Below are 19,138 nucleotides of genomic sequence, written 5' to 3' on the forward strand. Positions count from 1 at the left end.
ACCTTCATACAAGTAAAGACTGACCGTTTAACCTATTCAGTGAATTATTAAAAAGGACAGAAACTGTGTTATATGTTTGTTTAGAGCAGCCGCTGTAAGCACTATCGCATTTCAAATTTCTGAGAATTCTACTTAACGTAATAGCACCCGATTCCCAGAGTGGGAATCGGGTGCTATTACGTTTCATAATCGTTCTCAAAACGGACGTGTGTCAAAGCTTCTGTCCAAATAAAAGACAAAACATCTATTATTGAACCGTGACACTCTTAGCCAAATTTCGAGGTTTATCAACATCTAATCCCTTAAGCAAACTCGTGTAATAGGAAATGAGCTGAGCTGGAATGATGGTTAATAGCGGCGTTAACATCTCATCGACGTCTTCCAAAATAATGTCATCATGTGCTTTAGCCAACGACTTCGTCACAATCGTCATGATGTGGGAACCCCGAGCGGCAGTTTCTGCCAAATTGCTACGTGTCAGTGAAGCCGTTCGTTCTTGGGTAATGATACCGATGACCGGCGTGCCAGACTCAATCAATGCAATTGGGCCGTGTTTTAATTCACCGGCTGCGACCCCTTCGGAATGAATATAAGTAATTTCCTTTAATTTCAACGAGGCTTCAAGTGAAACCGCATAGTCAATGCCACGCCCAATGTAAAAGGCATCACGTTGATCGACAAAATTATCTTTAGCAACAGCTTCAAAACGTTCTTTCTGATCAACTAAAGCTTGAATACCATTAGCGACCAGTCCCAATTGGCGACGTAAGTCAAAATCGGCTGCGGCCACTTGTTGCGTTGCTTCTCCTAACGCCTTAGCAATAATAGCTTCTACAGCAATTTGAGCCGTATAAGCCTTGGTCGAAGCAACCGCAATTTCTGGACCCGCATTTAACAGCATTGTGTAGGTTGCTTCACGCGATAACGTTGAGTTTTGCACATTTGTGATTGTCAAACTGTGATAACCCTTTGCATTTACCTCAGTTAACACTTCACGGGAATCAGCAGTTTCACCACTTTGACTCAGGAAAATAAAGAAAGGATGTTTGGAGAGAATGGGTGAATTATAGGCAAACTCTGAGGACACGTGGGCTTCGGTCGGTACCGCTGCTAGCCGTTCAAATAAACGTTCACCGACTAGACCAGCGTGGTAGCTTGTTCCCGCAGCAACGATATACAACCGGTCGGCTGATTGTAGATCCGCCAACAGTTCGTCATCGATAGTCACTTGACCGTCATCATTGAAGTACGTTTGCGCTAATTTACGCATGACAGTTGGTTGGTCATCAATTTCTTTCAACATGTAATGTGGATAAGTTCCCTTATCGGCCTCACTGGCATCCATGCTGACGTGGAATGGCAAACGGGAAATGTGGTGCCCTTCTTCATCCTCAATATCAACTTTTTCAGGCGTTAAGATCATGATTTCGCCATCCTGCATCTCAATGAAATCATGCGTGTAGTTCAGCATTGCGATGGCATCTGAGCAAACGACGTTAAAGCCATTGCCGACACCAACTAGCAATGGGCTTTTATTTTTAGCAACAAACAAAGTGTCTGGTTCTTCGCGATCCATCAGCAAGAAACCGTATGAAGAATCTTCCACCAAGTAAAGCACTTTGCGGAAGGCTTCTAGGGTTGTTAAGTTATCATGTTTGACGAAGTAATCGATTAATTGAACGACGACTTCAGTGTCTGTTTCACTCTTGAACGTTACATCTTGGAGGTACTTGTCTCTTAATTCGATGTAGTTTTCAATGACACCGTTGTGAACCAAGTAAAAACGACCATCAGCAGATACCTGTGGATGCGCATTGGCAACACTAGGTTGTCCGTGTGTTGCCCACCGCGTATGCGCAATCCCCGTGGAACCGTGGACATCTTCACCGATTGCCTTAGCCAGATCAGCCACGCGGCCTTTTTCTTTAACTAAGTAATCTTTGCCATTTTGGTCGTTCACGTAAATTCCGGCTGAATCGTAGCCACGATATTCCAGACGGCGAAGACCATTCATCAACATTTCAACCGCATTTTCGTTTCCTGTCACTCCAACAATTCCACACATAACGTTCATCCTTTTCAAATTGGTATAGACTATTATAATACCGTTTTCTTTTTTGAAAGCAGTATTATAATAACGTTTTTAAACACTTCACGTCAACCTTTTGTCTTTAGTGGTCTATATGATTACCAAACCTTAATTTTCTCTAAATGGGAACATTTAGGCCAAATCCACCCAGCACGACTAATGGCGGATCAGCGTGCCTACCAGATTCGTGTTTGACTACATTAATGTGATATTTCGAATCACAAACAAAAAAGCCGTGCCTCCAGAAACGGAAACACAGCCTAAATTATCGCGTTCATTGATTATGCTCATCAGCCAACAAAATAATCAGCCTTCAGTGCGCATTACCGCTATTCAATACCGACTTCTTGACGCACAACGTCAGCGATTTCATCGACATAACCGTCAACAACCTCCTGAGTTGGTGCCTCAGCCATCACCCGCAGCAATGGCTCAGTACCGCTTGGACGAACCAACACGCGTCCGTCGCCATTCATTTCAGTTTCGACCTTTTTGATAATTGCCTGAATCTGGTCATTTTCCAAAGCCGCCTTTTTATCAGCAACCTTAACGTTAACCAGTTTTTGAGGATACGTCGTTACTTCACTGGCTAGTTCAGACAACTTTTTACCAGTCGTTTGGACAATGTACATAAGTTGTAAGGCAGTTAACATGCCATCACCAGTTGTATTGAAGTCCAAGAAAACAACATGTCCAGACTGTTCACCACCGACGTTATAGCCATCCGCTAACATCTTTTCAACCACGTACCGGTCACCGACTTGCGTTTGCACGCTGTGCATCTCGTTGCCTTCCAGAGCCTTATAAAGGCCAAGATTGCTCATCACTGTGGTGACAACTGTGTCTTTCTTAAGACGACCATGTTCATGCATATATTTACCACAGATGAACATGATCTTATCACCATTAACGATGTCACCATTTTCATCTACAGCAATACAACGATCACCATCGCCATCGAACGCAACACCCATAGTGGCGCCCTTCTCAACAACAAACTGTTGTAGCGCCTCAGGATGAGTAGAACCAACGCCATCATTAATGTTCAACCCATTAGGATTCGTCGCCATCGTGTCAAAATCAGTGTCTACATCTGCAAACAAACGTGATACCAATTTACTGGTAGCACCGTTGGCCGCATCCACGGCAATGTGTAAACCATTTAGCTGATCAGGAATCGTTTGCTCCAAGAATTGCGTGTATTTGGCAGCACCTTCTTGATAGTCTTCAACGGTTCCCAGTCCTTCTGCTGACGGTCGTGGCAATTCATCTTTGGGTGCATCCAAGAGGGTTTCAATTTCTTCTTCCAAAGAATCAGACAGTTTAAAACCGTCACCACCAAAGAACTTGATCCCGTTGTCAGCAACTGGATTGTGAGACGCCGTAATCATGACACCGGCATCCGCTTGTTGTACCCGGACAAGGTATGCGACTCCAGGCGTTGTAATAACACCGAGTTTGAGTACTTCAATCCCAACTGACAAAAGCCCTGCAATCAGTGCTTCTTCCAACATTTGACCCGAAATACGCGTATCATGTGCCACCAAAACCTGTGGCTGATGATCTGCATCGGCGTGCTCCGTTAGCACGTACCCGCCGGCACGCCCAAGTCGGAATGCAAGTTCAGGACTCAAATTCTGATTTGCAATGCCTCGTACACCATCTGTTCCGAAATATTTCATTTGTTTCTTCCTCACTTCGTCGTTTGTCCCTAAAGACTTGTTTATTTGCTAACTAATTGCTGCCGGCAGCAGAACTACTGGACGCACTTGTGCTGCTACTGCCCGTTTCGCTGCTACTCGCCGTGGTATTCGTATCGTCGCTACTAGAAGATGTTTCACTGCTGCCGGCAGCCTCACTAGATGATTCATCAGAGGAACTTGTTGATGAATCGCCATGCTGAACCCCATTACTATCTGCGTTACTGGATGTCACTTTAATTGTTACATTGGCAGTCGTTTCAGAATAGCTCCTAATGCCACTGGCAGAAGGTGTTAGATTAACTTGTTGTTTTGTCGTTCCAATTGGTAGACCAGAAACATCTACGTTAGCTACTATACTACTCTTTAATTTGCTAATCGCACTCTTTGTGCCATATGCGGTCAAACTATCAACGTCACCGGTAATTGAATAGCTCTTACCATCCTCAGCATTCTTCGGCTCGTAATTAACCTTAACTTTCTTAGAACTTTCGTTGGACGTAATTGGCACGGTCACACTAGCCGTTGAAGGTGTCATCACCACATTAACTGTATGACCATTAGCATCCTGAGCCTCCAACTGAACGGTTGCTGTTAAGGTTGACGTGCTGTTCTTGGTCAAATTAATTGGTGCAACCACTTGAGCTACCTGTTCAACCTCAGACGTCGCACCGGTTACCGTAACACTATTAACTGACGTTGTTGGCGTGCCAACTTGATAGCCGCTTGCCAAACTGTTGGCATCATACTTCACGTGGACAGGCATTGTGATCGTTTCACGATGCGCAATTGTGACATTAATTGTCTTCGGCTCAATCTGGTAGGTTAATTCTTTATTGAGTCCGTCAGCCTTCAACGTCACTTTGTGCTTACCCATTGACAGCTTTGACAAGTCTGCATTAATGCTAAAGTTCTGCGTGTTTGTCGTCGCCGTAACCAATGCAGCCGGTCCTGTGATTTTAACTTTAACGCGCTCTGGATAACCCGTTACAAAGTATTTATTTGAATTGATATTTAGTTGCAATGGCATCGACACCGTTTTCGTTTTGGTCGAAGTCAGTGATGACACCCTGCTAGGATTGTCCTGACGTGCTAAACGGGTGTCGTTGCCCGTCGAACCGGTGACGTAAATAACTAAGAAAATGGCCAAAACTAACGCTGATAAACGGTAGAAGAGTGTGCTATTGAGAAAGCGATTAAACTTTTTCATTTATGGCCACCTCCCCTAAAAATTCGGTTAACAATGTCCAAGAACCAATTGTGACGTTCTGGCTCTGCCGGGATTAATTGTTTACGAAGGTAATTTAGATAGTCTTCCTGAGTCAAATTACGCATCATTTCATTATTTCGCGTAAACATCACTTCGCCGGTTTCCTCGGACACGACAATGGTCAACGCATCCGTTACCTCGCTAATCCCCACAGCAGCACGATGACGTGTCCCTAACTCTTTAGGAATCAAATTACTGTCTGATAGCGGTAAATAGGCAGTAGCGGAAGCAATTCGATTATCCTTAATGATAACGGCCCCATCATGTAAGGGTGTATTGGGAATAAAAATATTGATCAAGAGCTCGCCGGTCACGTCCGCATCCAAATCAATCCCAGTTTCAATGTACTCTTCCAAACCAGTTTCCATTTGAATAGAAATTAGCGCCCCAATCCGGCGTTTGCTCATGTATTGAATAGCCTTATCCAACGCATCGATTAACTTTTCTTCATCATCGTGAGCCGTCCGGCCTCGTTGAATAAACGAGCCGCGACCCAAACGCTCAAGGCCTTGCCGAATTTCCGGTTGAAAGATGATCACTAGGGCAATAACCCCCCAGTTAATGATCTGGTCCATGACCCAGGAAACTGTCTCTAAGCCCAGATACCAACTAGCAATCTTAATAATGATAATCACAAGGATCCCGCGGAACAACATTACCGCTCGCGTGCCTCGTAATAGCATAATCAGCTCATAAATAACAAACCAAATCACTAGAATGTCGAGCAAACGTGCTGCCGCCGTCCAGGTGAGCCAGTTGCTGGGATTAAGTAACATAACACTCCTCCTAAAATCGCCAAATGTTGGCGTGCGATCTTCACATTACGCTTCAAATCGCTCATTTAAGTATAGCAGATTTACCATCGTGCAAACCAATCCGCTAGCTTGTTACCTCTGTTTGCAAATCTTCACCAAGCATTAACACATTTTCCGAATAGTTAACGTATTGACGCAGGTTAGCTGCCATTACAGCATTGATCCGTCCGGCATCCAACAATTCTGTCACCGCTGACCGTTCCGCTGCCAGCGCACGAACCCGTAAATCTCGTAAATTAGTTTCATACTGGAGCTGCCGAGCGCTGCCATTAGTCACAGGATGACGCCGCTCAATCCGGTAGCGGTAATGAACAATCAGATGATAAACACTTTGTCGTTGCTGTGCGTTCTTCTTGGCGTTATGGACTTTAAAGAAACGTGATAACCGGGCAATCGCTGCCTTGGCAGTCTCCGTTTCAACTAACTGTCGTTGCTGGCGAAAGGTGACCATATCATTGCCGGTCATTAAAATTCGTACACGCCGCAACCCATGTCGAATCAACCGTCTGGCTGTTCGCCAAGCGGGTAAGGCTTCCCGTCGCTGATGGGCATCAACATTGCGTAACCGCCACTTGATTTGGCGACGGTAGTAACGAAAATTCCAAATATTGACTAGGCCGGCATCATGTAACTCCTGTAGCCGTTTCAACTCACCTTGCAAAGCAATTCGACGAATATCAACTTCAAAATCGATCATCGTTTTCACATCCTCGGAAGGCTGTGTTCGCATCTGCAAACGCCGAATAATAAATTGATAATCAAGAATCAAGTCATACGCTGCCCGTTGATTTTCAGGCCGTCGCAAGGACTCTAACACTCTAACTGCCGTTTTAGAAAGGTACGTTTTTGCTTCATCTACTGACATTAATGGCACCGTTTCGCCATCGTCAGCCTCTTCTTGCGCAGTTAATTCCTCCAACGTATCAACCTGACTGCCTCGGGTCAACAACATGGCACCACGCCGACTGATTAATGGCAAGGTCACTGCAGCGATGACCAAACTCAATACAATAACACCGGCAGCGACAAACAAAATCAATGACCGTTCCGGGAATGCATCCCCGTTACTAATGGTCGCCGGAATCGTCAGCACACCCGCTAACGTAATGGCACCACGGACACCTGTCAAACCGGAAACAATCGCTGTTTTAATCGTAACTGGTTCCGTGTTCTTATGTTCGATACGCCAGTTTTTGCTTAAACGGCTCAATGTCCCATAAACGTAAATCCAAACAGCTCGTAGGATGAAGAGAATGAGCCAAATCACAATGACATAGCCAATTGCACGCCACGTTCCCGTTGCTGGATCAGCAATTGTTGCCTTCGTTGCACTAGGCAACTCATCCCCAAGAATAATAAATACAATCCCGTTTAACACGTACACCACAATATCCCATGTGCGCTCAATCAAAAGTCGCTGCTCAGGCAAATCCTCAACAATTCGGTTTTCTGAAACGTGGGCTAAAACGCCGGCAGTGACAACGGCAATGACGCCAGAAGCATGAATGGCCTCTGCGCCGAGGTAAATCACGAACGGACCCACTAGTTGTAACACTGTGTTAAACACTGGATCATTGATTCCCGAGCGTCTCAACACCTCCCGCAACATTTGTAATCCTGTCATCACGACAAAACCGACCACAAAACCAGCGATACTGGTATAGAGAAAGTCGCCAGCAGCAGACCAAAGTGAAAATGTTCCGGTCACAGCCGCTGCTAGTGCATATTTAAACCCAATCAGACCACTAGCATCGTTGATCAAACTTTCGCCACTGACCAGATGAATAATTGCGGATGGTAAACTCACCTGCTCGGCGATGGATGTCACCGCTACAGGATCCGTCGGTGACAAGATGGCGGCCAACGCAAATCCCACGGATAACGGCAAGCCGGGAATGAGTAAGTGAAATAACCAGCCACCTAGTAGCGTGGTTAAGAACACAAGTAAGACTGCGTTTGCCAAGATTGGCCCCCGTAATGTCCACAACTCACTTTTTGGAAAACGTCGCCCATCATTAAATAGTAGTGGTGCAATAAATAATAGTAAGAACCAATCAGTTTCGAGTGGAATCGTAATGTGAAAGATAATGGACCATAATAATCCCAAGGTCACTTGAATCAAGCTGACCGGAATGGCCTCCAAGTAGTGTCCCAGTATGTTTGACAGCAGCACTAGCAGGACAAGAATGATCACCGCTTCAATAATGTTCAAGTTGTTGTCTCCCTTCCTGTGGCCACGTATTGGCACCACGCTCAACATGCATCTACTTCTATCATACAAAAAAATTGACGCATGACCAATCAGATTGGCCTGCGTCAGCAGATAAAATAATGTTATTTAAAGATTGAAACCTCACCTTTGTTTAATTGGCTATTTCAATCAGCCGACAAGCATGTCAATGCACTCAGCCAACAACAAATGTCTAGTTGTCACCAATGATTCTGACTTCTGTTTCAAGATGCACACCAAACTTAGCAAAAACTGTTTCTTGAACATGGTGAATAACCGCTAAATAATCTGTGGCCGTCGCTTCACCAACATTCACAATAAAGCCAGCATGCTTGGTTGAAACTTGTGCACCACCAGATGTATAGCCGCGTAGTTCACTGTCCGTAATCAATTTGCCAGCGAAGTACCCCTCTGGACGTTTGAACACAGAACCACAGGATGGCAATTCCAGCGGTTGTTTGGCAGCTCGCCGTGCATTTAAATCGTCCATTTTTGCACGAATTGTAGTTGCTTCGCCTGGCACTAAGGTAAAACTGGCGCCAACGACAATATCCCCGGTCGTTTGAACCAGACTGTGTCGATAACCGAACGCCATCTCTTCAGCAGGATATGTCACGAACTCACCAGCACGCGTCAACACATCAACTGAGCTAACAATGTCCTTGACTTCCCCACCATATGCGCCGGCGTTCATGAAAACTGCTCCACCAACACTGCCGGGAATGCCAGCTGCAAACTCAAAACCAGTCAGACTATGCCGATAAGCAACTTCAGTCGCATCAATCAGCGCTGCACCAGCATCGGCAGTAACCGTGTTACCCGTCACAGTAATAGTCTTCATTTGGGTCAGAATAAGTACCAACCCACGAATGCCACCATCACGAACAATCAAGTTGCTAGCATTGCCAATCACCGTTAATGGCATCTCATGAAGTCTGGCAAAATCGACAAACTTGGCCACTTCAGCACGCGACTCAGGAAAGGCGAGCCAGTCAGCCGGACCGCCCGTTTTCGTATTTGTGTAATTCCCCAATGGTTCGTTTTGCATCACCTTGCTGGACGCAAAAACAGTTTTTAAATCAACCTGTTGCATGATGTCACCCATTTACTTTCTTCATTAATTAACCGTTTCGGGTTTCACTTCACACTAAAGTGGCCCGGTGCCACAATTAGCCGGTGCCCGTAAACCTCGTCCTATTTTACCACGATTTGAGTTCAAACCTGTTTTCCTTATTAAAGACTTCATTTTTATGGCTGTGGTAAAATCAACTTGTTAAACTACATAGCGCGAACACCGGTGAACAACGGCCGATCACACAAAATTCTTGGAGGATGGCATCATGAAATTTGTATCATGGAATGTTAACGGATTACGGGCAGTTTTAAAAAAGGGCTTTGAGCAAACGGCGATGGATTTAGATGCCGATGCTCTTTGTATTCAAGAAACCAAGATGCACGAGGGTCAAGCAACAGTCAACCTCCCCGGCTATCATCAATACTGGAATTATGCCGATCGTCCGGGTTACTCAGGCACGGCCATCTTTACTAAACATGAACCGGTAGACGTCACCTACGGCATTGGCGTCGATGAATACGATCACGAAGGTCGCGTGATTACGTTGGAATATCAAACGTACTACTTGCTCACGAGCTACACACCTAACTCTGGTCAAGAGCTTAAGCGGTTAGACTATCGTGACGGCTGGGACGCTGCCTTTTCCACTTACGTAAATGAATTAGCAGCTAAGAAACCCGTCATTTTTTGTGGCGATTTAAACGTCGCACATGAAGAAATCGACCTCAAGAATCCTAAGACAAACCATCAGCATGCTGGCTTTACAGACACTGAGCGTGACAATTTCACGGCTTTACTGGGTACCGGCTTTACGGATAGTTTCCGGCACTTCTATCCCGACCTAACCGGCCAGTATTCGTGGTGGAGTTATCGCTTTAATGCTCGTAAAAACAACGCCGGATGGCGAATTGACTACTTTGTTGTATCAACGCCTTTGATGGCGAAAGTCACCGATGCTAAAATTTTGAATGAGGTTCTTGGCTCTGATCACTGCCCGGTTGCTCTGGAAACGGAAGCGTTGAACTGATTTCAGTTCGTTAATCAGTTTCCCCGACCTAACTTGTTAACAGATTTCTTTACATTTAAACGTGAAGGCTTTAGACTGACATAATAAATTTAAGTTTAACATTACTTAATAATTAAGGAGGTCACAGCGTCGTGAATTTTGTCGCAATGGATTTTGAAACTGCTAGTGCCAAACGCCACAGTGCGTGCTCATTGGCACTGACCATCGTCAGACAAAATAAGGTCGTCGATGAATTTTATACGCTGATTAAACCCGACACAGAATTCTCTTGGCGTAACACGCAGATCCATGGCATCCACGCTAGTGATGTCGCGGACGCGCCAACCTTCCCAGAAATCTGGCCACACATTAATCAGTTTTATACAAATAACCAACTTGTCGTAGCTCACAATGCCCCATTTGATAATGGCGTATTAAAAAGCACGTTAGCTCATTATGACCTAGCACCAGTTCATTACTTGACCTTAGACACGGTCAAAACAAGCCGTCGCTTTTTTCCGGAATTTCCAAACCACAAACTTAATACCGTCAGTGAACGGCTTCACGTTAATTTGGAACATCATCACAATGCGCTAGATGACAGTTTGGCTTGTGCCAACATTTTAATCTACCAAGATCAACAGTTTGGTGCATCCGCAATCAAGCCATTTGTAAAATTACAATAGTCGGTCTTGATTCTCGCAATCTGCCATCGACAATAAAAATCGTCTCGTCATCAGATGTAAAATCTGTGGCGAAACGATTTTTGTTTGCGCTTTTACATAACTAATACTAACAATGTATCGATTGACAAGCGTGAAGCCACCTGTTCTCAGTGACATTCACACATATGGCTACGCCTGACGCCCATGATGAACAGTTAACGTCATTTCCTGGGCAGGCACCTCATCTCCGACAGCATTCACGACAGAATCAGAATGAGTGACCTTAAACCCTAAATTGCGATATAACCGTTTGGCATACGTATTCTCCAACTGGACGGTTAAAACAATGTTTGTCAGTGAACTAGCCGTTTTTGCCCAATAAAGCATCTCTTCCATGAGGGCTGATCCCAATCCCTCATTCCAATACGACTTCAGGATGGCTACTCCGATTTCGCCAACCGTTTCATTTTTAGCAATGATACTAGCAACACCAATTAGCTGACCGCCATAATCCGCTACCATCAGATGATTTTGTGGTGAACTGATCATCACCCGTATTTGAGCGGCTTCCTCTTTGACAGACAAATGTGCCAAAGCAGGATCAGCAGTGAATGTGGTAGATTCCTTTTTTAAATCTTCCAATAAGGTTAGCAGATCTGCTGCATCATTTTCAGTAACAGGCCGAATGTCTACAGTTGGTTCACTCATCGTATTGTGCCTCCAATTTATCAGTCATTTTTTGATAGTGTTCACCTTGTGGGTCAAACGTTAGGGTGCGTCGATCAATATTACTTTCATCACGGTGCAAATGAATCGTTAACCGTTCGGCCGGCAACTCACCCTTAACAAACTGTGACCACTCAACAACACTGACACCTTGTCCGTTAAAATATTCATCGAGGCCCAAATCATCACCACCGCCATTTTCCAGTCGGTATACGTCCATGTGATACAGTGGCAAACGGCCTTCTTTATACTCACGAATGATGGTAAACGTAGGGCTTTTAACATACCTGTGAATGCCCAAACCGGCTGCCAAGCCCTTAGTCAGGGTCGTCTTACCAGCACCAAGATCGCCATCCAGTAAAATAACATCGCCCGCAGACACCAGCTCTGCAAGATGTCGCCCAATAGCCTGTGTTTCTTCGTCAGTCTTCGTGGTGATTGAAAACATGTGTGATTCACTCCTCAAACGTACTTAACGCGTCATTCTTTGAATAAAAATCGCCATCCCAAAGCAAGTGGAATCGCGATTAATTGTGACCTTATCTAACTACTTAACGGATTGTGCAGCAGTGATGATAGCAACTTTATAAACATCCTCTTCGTTACAGCCACGAGAAAGATCGGATACTGGTTTGTTCAATCCTTGTAAGATTGGGCCGATTGCTTCAAAGCCACCAAAGCGTTGGGCAATCTTGTAGCCAATATTACCAGATTGTAGTTCAGGAAAGACAAACACATTCGCGTGACCAGCAACCTTTGAGCCAGGTGCTTTGGCTGCTCCAACCGTTGGTACAAACGCAGCGTCGAATTGTAATTCACCATCCAATGCCAAATCAGGTGCCTGTTCATTGGCCAACTTAGTAGCCTCTTGAACCTTAGTCACCATGTCGCCCTTAGCAGAGCCCTTGGTTGAGAAGCTCAACATAGCAACCTTTGGATCAATATCAAAAACCTTCGCCGTGTGGGCTGATTCAATGGCAACTTCGGCCATGCCAGCAGCATCTAATTCAATGTTAATGGCACAATCGGCAAAGACATAACGTTCGTCACCCTTTTGCATCACAAACGCACCGGAGATTCGTTTGACACCTGGCTTAGTTTTAATAATTTGAAGTGCCGGGCGAACTGTATCACCAGTTGGGTGAACGGCACCGGAAACCATGCCATCAGCTTGATCCATGTAAACCAGCATTGTGCCGAAGTAGTTAACGTCTTTTAACCAGTCCGCCAACTGTTCACGCGTATTTTTGCCGGCACGACGGTCAGCGAGAGCATCAAGCATGTCCTTTTTCTTATCTTCAGGATATGTTTCTGGATCAATCAATAATACGCCGCTGGCATCCAAGTTGTTGTCAGCTGCAGTCTTTTCGATATCAGCCTCGTGTCCTAAAATAATTGGCTTTACCAAGCCATCCTTGGCCAATCGAATCGCAGCACCCAAGATTCGCGGGTCCTGACCTTCTGGAAAGACAATGGTTTTGTCTTGGCCACCAATTTTATCCTTTAAACTATCAAATAAATCCATGCGTGATTCCTCCAATAATTTAGTCTAATTACCCATTTTTTAAATCCGCCATCGAAACTGAGGCAGGTAGTTGCCAATTAATGGGATTCTCCCCCATCGCAACCAACGCCTCATTCGTTTTCGAAAACGGTTTGGAACCAAAAAAGCCACGATATGCAGAGAGCGGACTCGGATGTGCTGATTGCAACACAATGTTAGTATGCGTATCAATCAGCTTAATCTTATCACGAGCAGCACGACCCCAAAGAATGAAGACAACCGGTGTCTCACGTTCTGACAATCGTTTGATGGCCGTATCGGTCAGGCGCTCCCAGCCTTTTCCAGCATGAGAGAATGCCCTGCCATCCCGAACCGTCAGAACGGAGTTGAGTAGCAGCACGCCCTGTTGAGCCCATGATTTTAGAAAACCATGATTCACTGGGGCAATCCCCAGGTCATCCTGCAATTCCTTATAAATATTTTGAAGCGATGGTGGCACTTGTACACCTGGCATCACGGCAAAACTCAGACCAAATGCCTGATGCGGTCCGTGATACGGATCCTGTCCTAAAATAACCACTTTAACATCTTGAAACGGCGTCCATTCGAAAGCCGTGAAGATGTGGTTCATATCAGGATAAATCGTTTGCGTGCGGTATTCCTGCTTCAAAAAATTGTGTAACTCTTGGTAGTAAGCCTGTTCAAATTCAGGCTGCAAAATATCCCACCAGTCATTATGAATAAACGGTTTCATTCCCAGCACCTCAACGTTTATTGTAGCAGACCTCTAGCGTAAAATACATTATCAACTAACTGTCTTCACCAATCTAAAAGATAGTCGAGAGAAACAACGAGTTTCCCACGGTTCAGAGCGTGGACCGTGTTACAATCAAACGTAGACAACAGTTTACTAAATCACTCGTCCTTATAATGGAGACTAATCATGCGTCAGTTATACATTAGACAAACCCCGGGCGTTTTAAACGGTGTCCGCCCTGTATTAGACGTTCATCGACAAACACTCTACCTAATTACTGGTCAATTTGGCTGGTCACGGGCACAATTAATTGCTTCTTCTGCCTCAGGTGAAGTTCTGGCGGAAGCAAAACAACTCTCTTTAGGTATTATGCCAAAGTTTGCCATCTACTTTAATGGTAAAGAAGTTGGCTCCGTCCGACGCACATTTGGTTTTTGGCGTGAGATTATTTATATTCATGGTCTTAACTGGGTCGTTATGGGCAACCTCATGTCTGGAAAATACAAAATCTACCATGGAACCCATATTATCGCCAACATGCGCCCAGTTGACGGTGCGGACGGTGGCTATGATCAACTCAGCGTGGCTAACCATTCCGCCGAACCTGTCTGCTTGCTAATTGCGGCAATCATGGATCGTTGGTCCAAACAAAATGGGCGGCGGCGCCTCGTTCATAATCAGGCTCTTCGTTTGGGGCAAGAACCAAAAACTCTTGGACCCGAATATCGAGAAAAGGAATAAATTAGTAAAGAAATTCGCTGTGATTATCGTTATTTGACGAGTCACGGCGTTTTTACGTGCGACAAATGCCGTTATATCAACGTTTCAAGGAATAGTTACATGTTTGTAATCAGGCCCATTGCCGTCACTTCGGCAACCCTTCAATAATTTTCGAGTTATAAACATTATCATGTTACAAAATATTTCAAAAGCATCTTTATGTGACAAAACACTCTGATTTTGTAATGTCTACGGTATTTCGTTGTTATTTACACCATGTATAGTAGGCATCGTTGTTTGGAAGAGAACAACACCCCAGCCACGAATCCTCGTGAGGGGTTGCCAAGCGCGTCGCCAATTAAGATGCGACGCCATACACAATATAGGAGTGAAAATTTCTACATGAAGATCAAACAAATTTTGTTAACTACTTTAAGCGCCGGTGCTTTATTAGCCGCCGGAACTGTTGCCGCAAACGCAGACTCAAACGTTACTGTTAAGAGCGGAGACACTGTTTCCGCATTGGCACATGCCAACAACACAAGCATTGATGCAATCATCAACGCTAACCAGTTGCAAAACCAGGGAGACTTAATCTACGTTGGTCAAAACTTGATTATCCCTGACGGCACTTCCAACACTACAACAACTACGACAACACAAACTGCAGCCCCTGTTCAACAAGCTGCCCCAGTTGCACAAACGCAAACTGTTGCTAAGACACAAGCTCCAGTAGCCCAAACAACTACGCAAGCTACTCCTGCACAACAGACTGCCCCTGTTCAACAAGCTTCAACTACACAAAACACACAGGCTGCCTCAACTTCAACAGCTTCATCATCTGACGAAGCTGCCATGGCTTATATCGCTGCCGGTGAATCTGGTGGTAGTTACAGCGCCCGTAACGGTCAGTACATTGGTAAATACCAATTGAGTGCTGACAAGTTGAACGGTGACTACTCTGCTGCTAACCAAGAACGTGTTGCATCAGCTTACGCTGTTTCACGTTACGGTTCATGGTCAGCTGCTGCTGCCCACTGGGCTGCATACCGCGGTTGGTAATCAACTGTTAATCTAACAATTATGCTCTGACTTAAGACCCATCTTCGGATGGGTCTTTTTTTGTGACCTCTTTTAAACTCCTAAAAGTACACAAAAAAAGATCCTGCAATTAGCGCAGAATCGTTTTCTCTTACTTATTCTGTTCATTATTCACTGTCTCTTCTGTCGTTACGCCGACCAGAAACGCCGTTCCCTGGGGACCGGATTCAACCCGCCAAAAACGCGGTTTTCATCCTTGATTATGAGCCGAAAAACACGTCTCATAAGTCATCCCGCCACACTAAGCGGCCAAATTCCTGCCGCCAAGTGTGGCCGACACGGAACTATGTTTCTGGTCAGCTGCACTCCTATAGCTAACGATATTTGACTAGCGGCCGGCAGTCGCAATTGACGCGAGCCAAATACACCAGACACTCTACAGTAGCTGAAGGGCGTCAACAGTGATACCGAGCAGTGTAGGTAACGTTAATTCGAGCGGTTTACTCGAATTTAGGTTACGGACGGTCGCAAAGACTCGGCTTTTCACGAGGCTTGGCGACGAGGTGAAAAACTCCGAATTTTAGGAGGCTTGAACCGGTCCCACGGCGAGCGTGTCACTGTTGACAACCGTAAACGGCAGTAAAGACCCTACAAAAGTAATTATCGTCGACGCGACAATGCGCGATCGATATCGCGTTGTTGATCGCGTTTTTTCAGTGTCTCCCTTTTGTCATAAGAATGCTTCCCTTGTGCCACACCAATCAACACCTTCGCAAAACCATGTTTGATGTAGACCTTCAATGGCACAATGGTCATCCCTTTTTGAGATACTGCCGACTGTAACTTGCTAATTTCTTTTTGATGCAATAACAGCTTTCGTGTACGTAACGGATCGTGGTTAAAACGATTTCCCTGCGTAAACTCGGCAATATTGACATTCATGAGGTAAGCTTCCCCATCTTTAATCGATACAAACCCGTCACCGATCGTGATTCGAGCCGCCCGAACGGATTTAATTTCCGTACCGGTCAGTGAAATACCAGCTTCATATGTGTCGAGAATCGAATATTCATGACGCGCCTTACGATTATTTGCCAGCGCGTCGTTGCCAGTTTGTTTTCGTTTGGCCATGTTCACGCCTGCCTTTCGTTCAGCATTTTGGTCTTAAACTTACTTTTTCCGGTCACCGTGAAAATTGGTCTTACCACTGCGACCAGCCTTATTGCGATTACTTTGATAGTGGTTAAACTTTTTACCACCATTTTTCTCATCACGTTTGGCATTGTTATGGAAGTTGCGATTACCACGGTTACCGTTTCCACGACGGCCACCATTGCCATGATTATCATGGGCAACACGAATGTCTGTCGTTGGCGCAGTCCGTGGATCCACAATGGTAAAGTCCACTGCGGCAGCATCCTTATCGACCTTCTCCAAATGAACCCTGATTGGCTGGCCAATTTGGAAGATGTGATGATGCCGTTCACCGATCAATGCTAAATGGCTTTCATCGTAATCGTAAAAGTCATCCTTCATGTTAGAAATGTGAATAAGTCCTTCAACCGTGTTTGGTAATTCCACAAACATCCCAAACTTCAAAACGGAACTGACAACGGCATCAAAGTCTTCACCAACGTGATCAGCCATGTATTCGGCTTTCTTCATGTCGTCGGTAGCTCGCTCAGTATCGATTGAACGACGCTCGCGTTCAGAGGTATCTTGAGCAATCTGCGGTAGCTTATCTGCGTATTTTGCCTTAGCAGCATTACTATCACCGTTTGCTGCATACCAGCGAATCATCCGGTGAACCATGTCATCTGGATAACGTCGGATTGGTGACGTGAAATGCGTGTAGTATTCAGCGCCAAGACCAAAGTGTCCTAGTGGTTGATCTGAATATTTCGCCTGTTTCATAGAACGAAGCATCATGGTCTGAACCATCTGCTCTTCAGGTGTTCCAGCAACTTCCTTTAACACGGACTGTAACATCTTCGGTTTCAGGTTGTTTGGATCACCCTTGGCATTAATGCCAAAGACATTCAACAAGTCAAAGAAACTCTTTACCCGATCACCATCTGGCGTTTCATGGACACGGTATAAGAACGGTACGTGCATCCGGTCATAATGTTCAGCGACGGTTTCATTAGCAGCCAGCATAAAGGATTCAATCATCCGTTCTGCCAAACCACGTTCACGTAGCTCGATATCGGTTGGATGCCCTTCAGCGTCAACAATGATCTTTGCTTCTGGAGCATCGAAGTCAATTGCACCACGTTGGTGGCGTTTCTTAACCAGGATCTTGTGTAGTTCTGCCATCGTTTCAAACATACCAACAAGGCTGTCATAACGTTCCATGGTTTTGGCATCATGGGCTTCCAAAATCTTATTAACACCCTTATAAGTCATTCGCGCATGACTCTTCATCAAGCTAGGATAAATCTTATGACTAACGACCTTACCAGTGCCATCAATTTCCATGTCACAGGTCATTGATAAACGTTCAACACCCTCGTTCAGTGAACAAATGCCGTTTGATAAACGTTTGGGCAGCATCGGAATAACGCGGTCGGTCAAATAAACAGAAGTTCCACGTTTGTAGGCTTCTTTATCAAGCGCAGAACCTTCCTTCACGTAGTAACTAACGTCGGCAATGGATACGCCCAAATGATAATTACCATTAGGCAACTTCCACGCAACGACCGCGTCATCCAAGTCCTTACTTTCAATACTATCGATGGTAACTAACGGTTGATCGGTAATGTCAACTCGACCAGCCTTGTCAGCTTCCTGCACCGTATCAGGAATGGCATTTGCTTCATCCAGTACCTCCTGCGGAAATTCGGAAGGCACATCATGAGCGTAAACGATTTGCAGAATGTCGATACCCGGTTCGTCAGCGTTCCCAATCACCTTCGTGGCCACACCACTTAGCAACTGTGGATTGAGATCTGTTGGATAACCGGTAACATCGGCCGTGACAACTTCTCCATCCACTGGATGAATGCCGCCGTCGAGCACATCAAACGTATAACTGCCGAGTTTTTTGTCTTTAAGGAGCACTTCACCAATAACACTAGGTAACTTGGCGTCACGTTTGGACCTAAACTCACCAACGATTTGTGTGTAGTGACGCTCAGTTACTTTTGTTACTTCACCTTCAGGCCCCCGATCAGACCCCGGTTTAGACGGTCGTAAAATCTTCATCTCAACCATGTCACCCGTCATTGCGTGTTTGGTATGATCTGGATTGATGTAAGCATCTGGTTGTTCGTCATCATATGCGACGAAACCAAACCCCTTGTCGTTCCCATGGAAAGTTCCTGATAACCCAGCTGCCACTTTAACAATGGCCCACTTACCTGTGTCCGTAACGGCCACTTTGCCGGCACGTTCCAACCCAGCAAGTGCCTGCACGCTCAACGTGAACTCCGCTTCTGGTTGTTTAAGTGCAGTGCCGATTTCGGCCGCTGTAAACGACCCCTCCTGATTGGCGTTTAAAAACGTCAAAATTTGTTGTTGTAAATTGCTTTCTGTCATAAT

At 45.3% G+C, this 19,138-nt stretch carries 16 protein-coding genes; 4 read left to right on the plus strand and 12 right to left on the minus strand.

The genetic code is table 11. From position 1 onward, the window contains the following. Window positions 1–247 precede the first annotated feature (247 nt). The 6 genes from glmS to murB form a co-directional block, all read right to left on the minus strand. Window positions 248–2,065: a glutamine--fructose-6-phosphate transaminase (isomerizing) gene (gene glmS, locus LROSL1_RS09770; protein ID WP_178914453.1), complete on the minus strand. Its 1,818-nt coding sequence runs from the start codon at window positions 2,063–2,065 to the stop codon at window positions 248–250. A 353-nt stretch (window positions 2,066–2,418) separates the two neighbouring features. Continuing rightward, window positions 2,419–3,771, minus strand: coding sequence for a phosphoglucosamine mutase (gene glmM, locus LROSL1_RS09775; RefSeq protein ID WP_017262239.1), 1,353 nt, complete (start codon window positions 3,769–3,771; stop codon window positions 2,419–2,421). 52 nt (window positions 3,772–3,823) lie between these two features. Next, window positions 3,824–4,999, minus strand: a complete 1,176-nt coding sequence (locus LROSL1_RS09780; protein WP_178914454.1) for a CdaR family protein — start codon at window positions 4,997–4,999, stop codon at window positions 3,824–3,826. Beyond that, window positions 4,996–5,835, minus strand: coding sequence for a diadenylate cyclase CdaA (gene cdaA / locus LROSL1_RS09785; protein ID WP_017262237.1), 840 nt, complete (start codon window positions 5,833–5,835; stop codon window positions 4,996–4,998). Before cdaA ends, LROSL1_RS09780 begins: the two co-directional genes overlap by 4 nt. Before the next feature lie 103 nt (window positions 5,836–5,938). Next, the gene (locus LROSL1_RS09790; protein WP_178914455.1) at window positions 5,939–8,086 is read right to left on the minus strand and encodes a cation:proton antiporter; all 2,148 of its coding nucleotides are present in this window, start codon (window positions 8,084–8,086) and stop codon (window positions 5,939–5,941) included. Window positions 8,087–8,297: 211 nt separating this feature from the next. Then, a complete protein-coding gene (gene murB / locus LROSL1_RS09795) occupies window positions 8,298–9,209 on the minus strand; it encodes a UDP-N-acetylmuramate dehydrogenase (protein WP_017262235.1) in 912 nt (303 codons plus the stop codon). A 235-nt stretch (window positions 9,210–9,444) separates the two neighbouring features. Between murB and LROSL1_RS09800 the strand changes: the two genes are divergently transcribed. Together LROSL1_RS09800 and LROSL1_RS09805 are read left to right on the plus strand one after the other, a co-directional pair. Next, window positions 9,445–10,206, plus strand: coding sequence for an exodeoxyribonuclease III (locus LROSL1_RS09800; RefSeq protein ID WP_178914456.1), 762 nt, complete (start codon window positions 9,445–9,447; stop codon window positions 10,204–10,206). Between the two features lie 131 nt (window positions 10,207–10,337). Further along, complete coding sequence (locus LROSL1_RS09805) at window positions 10,338–10,871, plus strand: 3'-5' exonuclease (protein WP_161004214.1); 534 nt, start codon at window positions 10,338–10,340, stop codon at window positions 10,869–10,871. 168 nt (window positions 10,872–11,039) lie between these two features. On the opposite strand, the gene LROSL1_RS09810 is transcribed toward LROSL1_RS09805, so the two are convergent. The 4 genes from LROSL1_RS09810 to LROSL1_RS09825 form a co-directional block, all read right to left on the minus strand. Then, window positions 11,040–11,558, minus strand: a complete 519-nt coding sequence (locus tag LROSL1_RS09810; protein ID WP_178914457.1) for a GNAT family N-acetyltransferase — start codon at window positions 11,556–11,558, stop codon at window positions 11,040–11,042. Next, window positions 11,551–12,024, minus strand: a complete 474-nt coding sequence (gene tsaE / locus LROSL1_RS09815) for a tRNA (adenosine(37)-N6)-threonylcarbamoyltransferase complex ATPase subunit type 1 TsaE (RefSeq protein WP_017262231.1) — start codon at window positions 12,022–12,024, stop codon at window positions 11,551–11,553. The genes LROSL1_RS09810 and tsaE overlap by 8 nt, the downstream gene beginning before the upstream one ends. 99 nt (window positions 12,025–12,123) lie before the next feature. Then, window positions 12,124–13,101, minus strand: a complete 978-nt coding sequence (gene pta / locus LROSL1_RS09820) for a phosphate acetyltransferase (protein WP_017262230.1) — start codon at window positions 13,099–13,101, stop codon at window positions 12,124–12,126. 28 nt (window positions 13,102–13,129) lie between these two features. Continuing rightward, window positions 13,130–13,834 carry a uracil-DNA glycosylase gene (locus tag LROSL1_RS09825; protein ID WP_017262229.1) on the minus strand — a complete coding sequence of 235 codons (705 nt, stop codon included), beginning with the start codon at window positions 13,832–13,834 and terminating at the stop codon, window positions 13,130–13,132. Window positions 13,835–14,023: 189 nt separating this feature from the next. Here LROSL1_RS09825 and LROSL1_RS09830 point away from each other — a divergent pair, with 189 nt between their 5' ends. After that, window positions 14,024–14,578: an LURP-one-related/scramblase family protein gene (locus LROSL1_RS09830; RefSeq protein WP_017262228.1), complete on the plus strand. Its 555-nt coding sequence runs from the start codon at window positions 14,024–14,026 to the stop codon at window positions 14,576–14,578. A gap of 381 nt (window positions 14,579–14,959) precedes the next feature. Beyond that, window positions 14,960–15,619: an aggregation-promoting factor gene (apf, locus tag LROSL1_RS09835; protein ID WP_178914458.1), complete on the plus strand. Its 660-nt coding sequence runs from the start codon at window positions 14,960–14,962 to the stop codon at window positions 15,617–15,619. Between the two features lie 639 nt (window positions 15,620–16,258). Here apf and smpB read toward each other — a convergent pair. After that, window positions 16,259–16,729, minus strand: coding sequence for an SsrA-binding protein SmpB (smpB, locus tag LROSL1_RS09840; RefSeq protein ID WP_017262226.1), 471 nt, complete (start codon window positions 16,727–16,729; stop codon window positions 16,259–16,261). Between the two features lie 39 nt (window positions 16,730–16,768). Beyond that, complete coding sequence (gene rnr / locus LROSL1_RS09845; protein WP_178914459.1) at window positions 16,769–19,135, minus strand: ribonuclease R; 2,367 nt, start codon at window positions 19,133–19,135, stop codon at window positions 16,769–16,771. Window positions 19,136–19,138: the final 3 nt, after the last annotated feature.

It is taken from the genome of Furfurilactobacillus rossiae (assembly GCF_013394005.1).
GTDB classification, from domain to species: domain Bacteria; phylum Bacillota; class Bacilli; order Lactobacillales; family Lactobacillaceae; genus Furfurilactobacillus; species Furfurilactobacillus rossiae.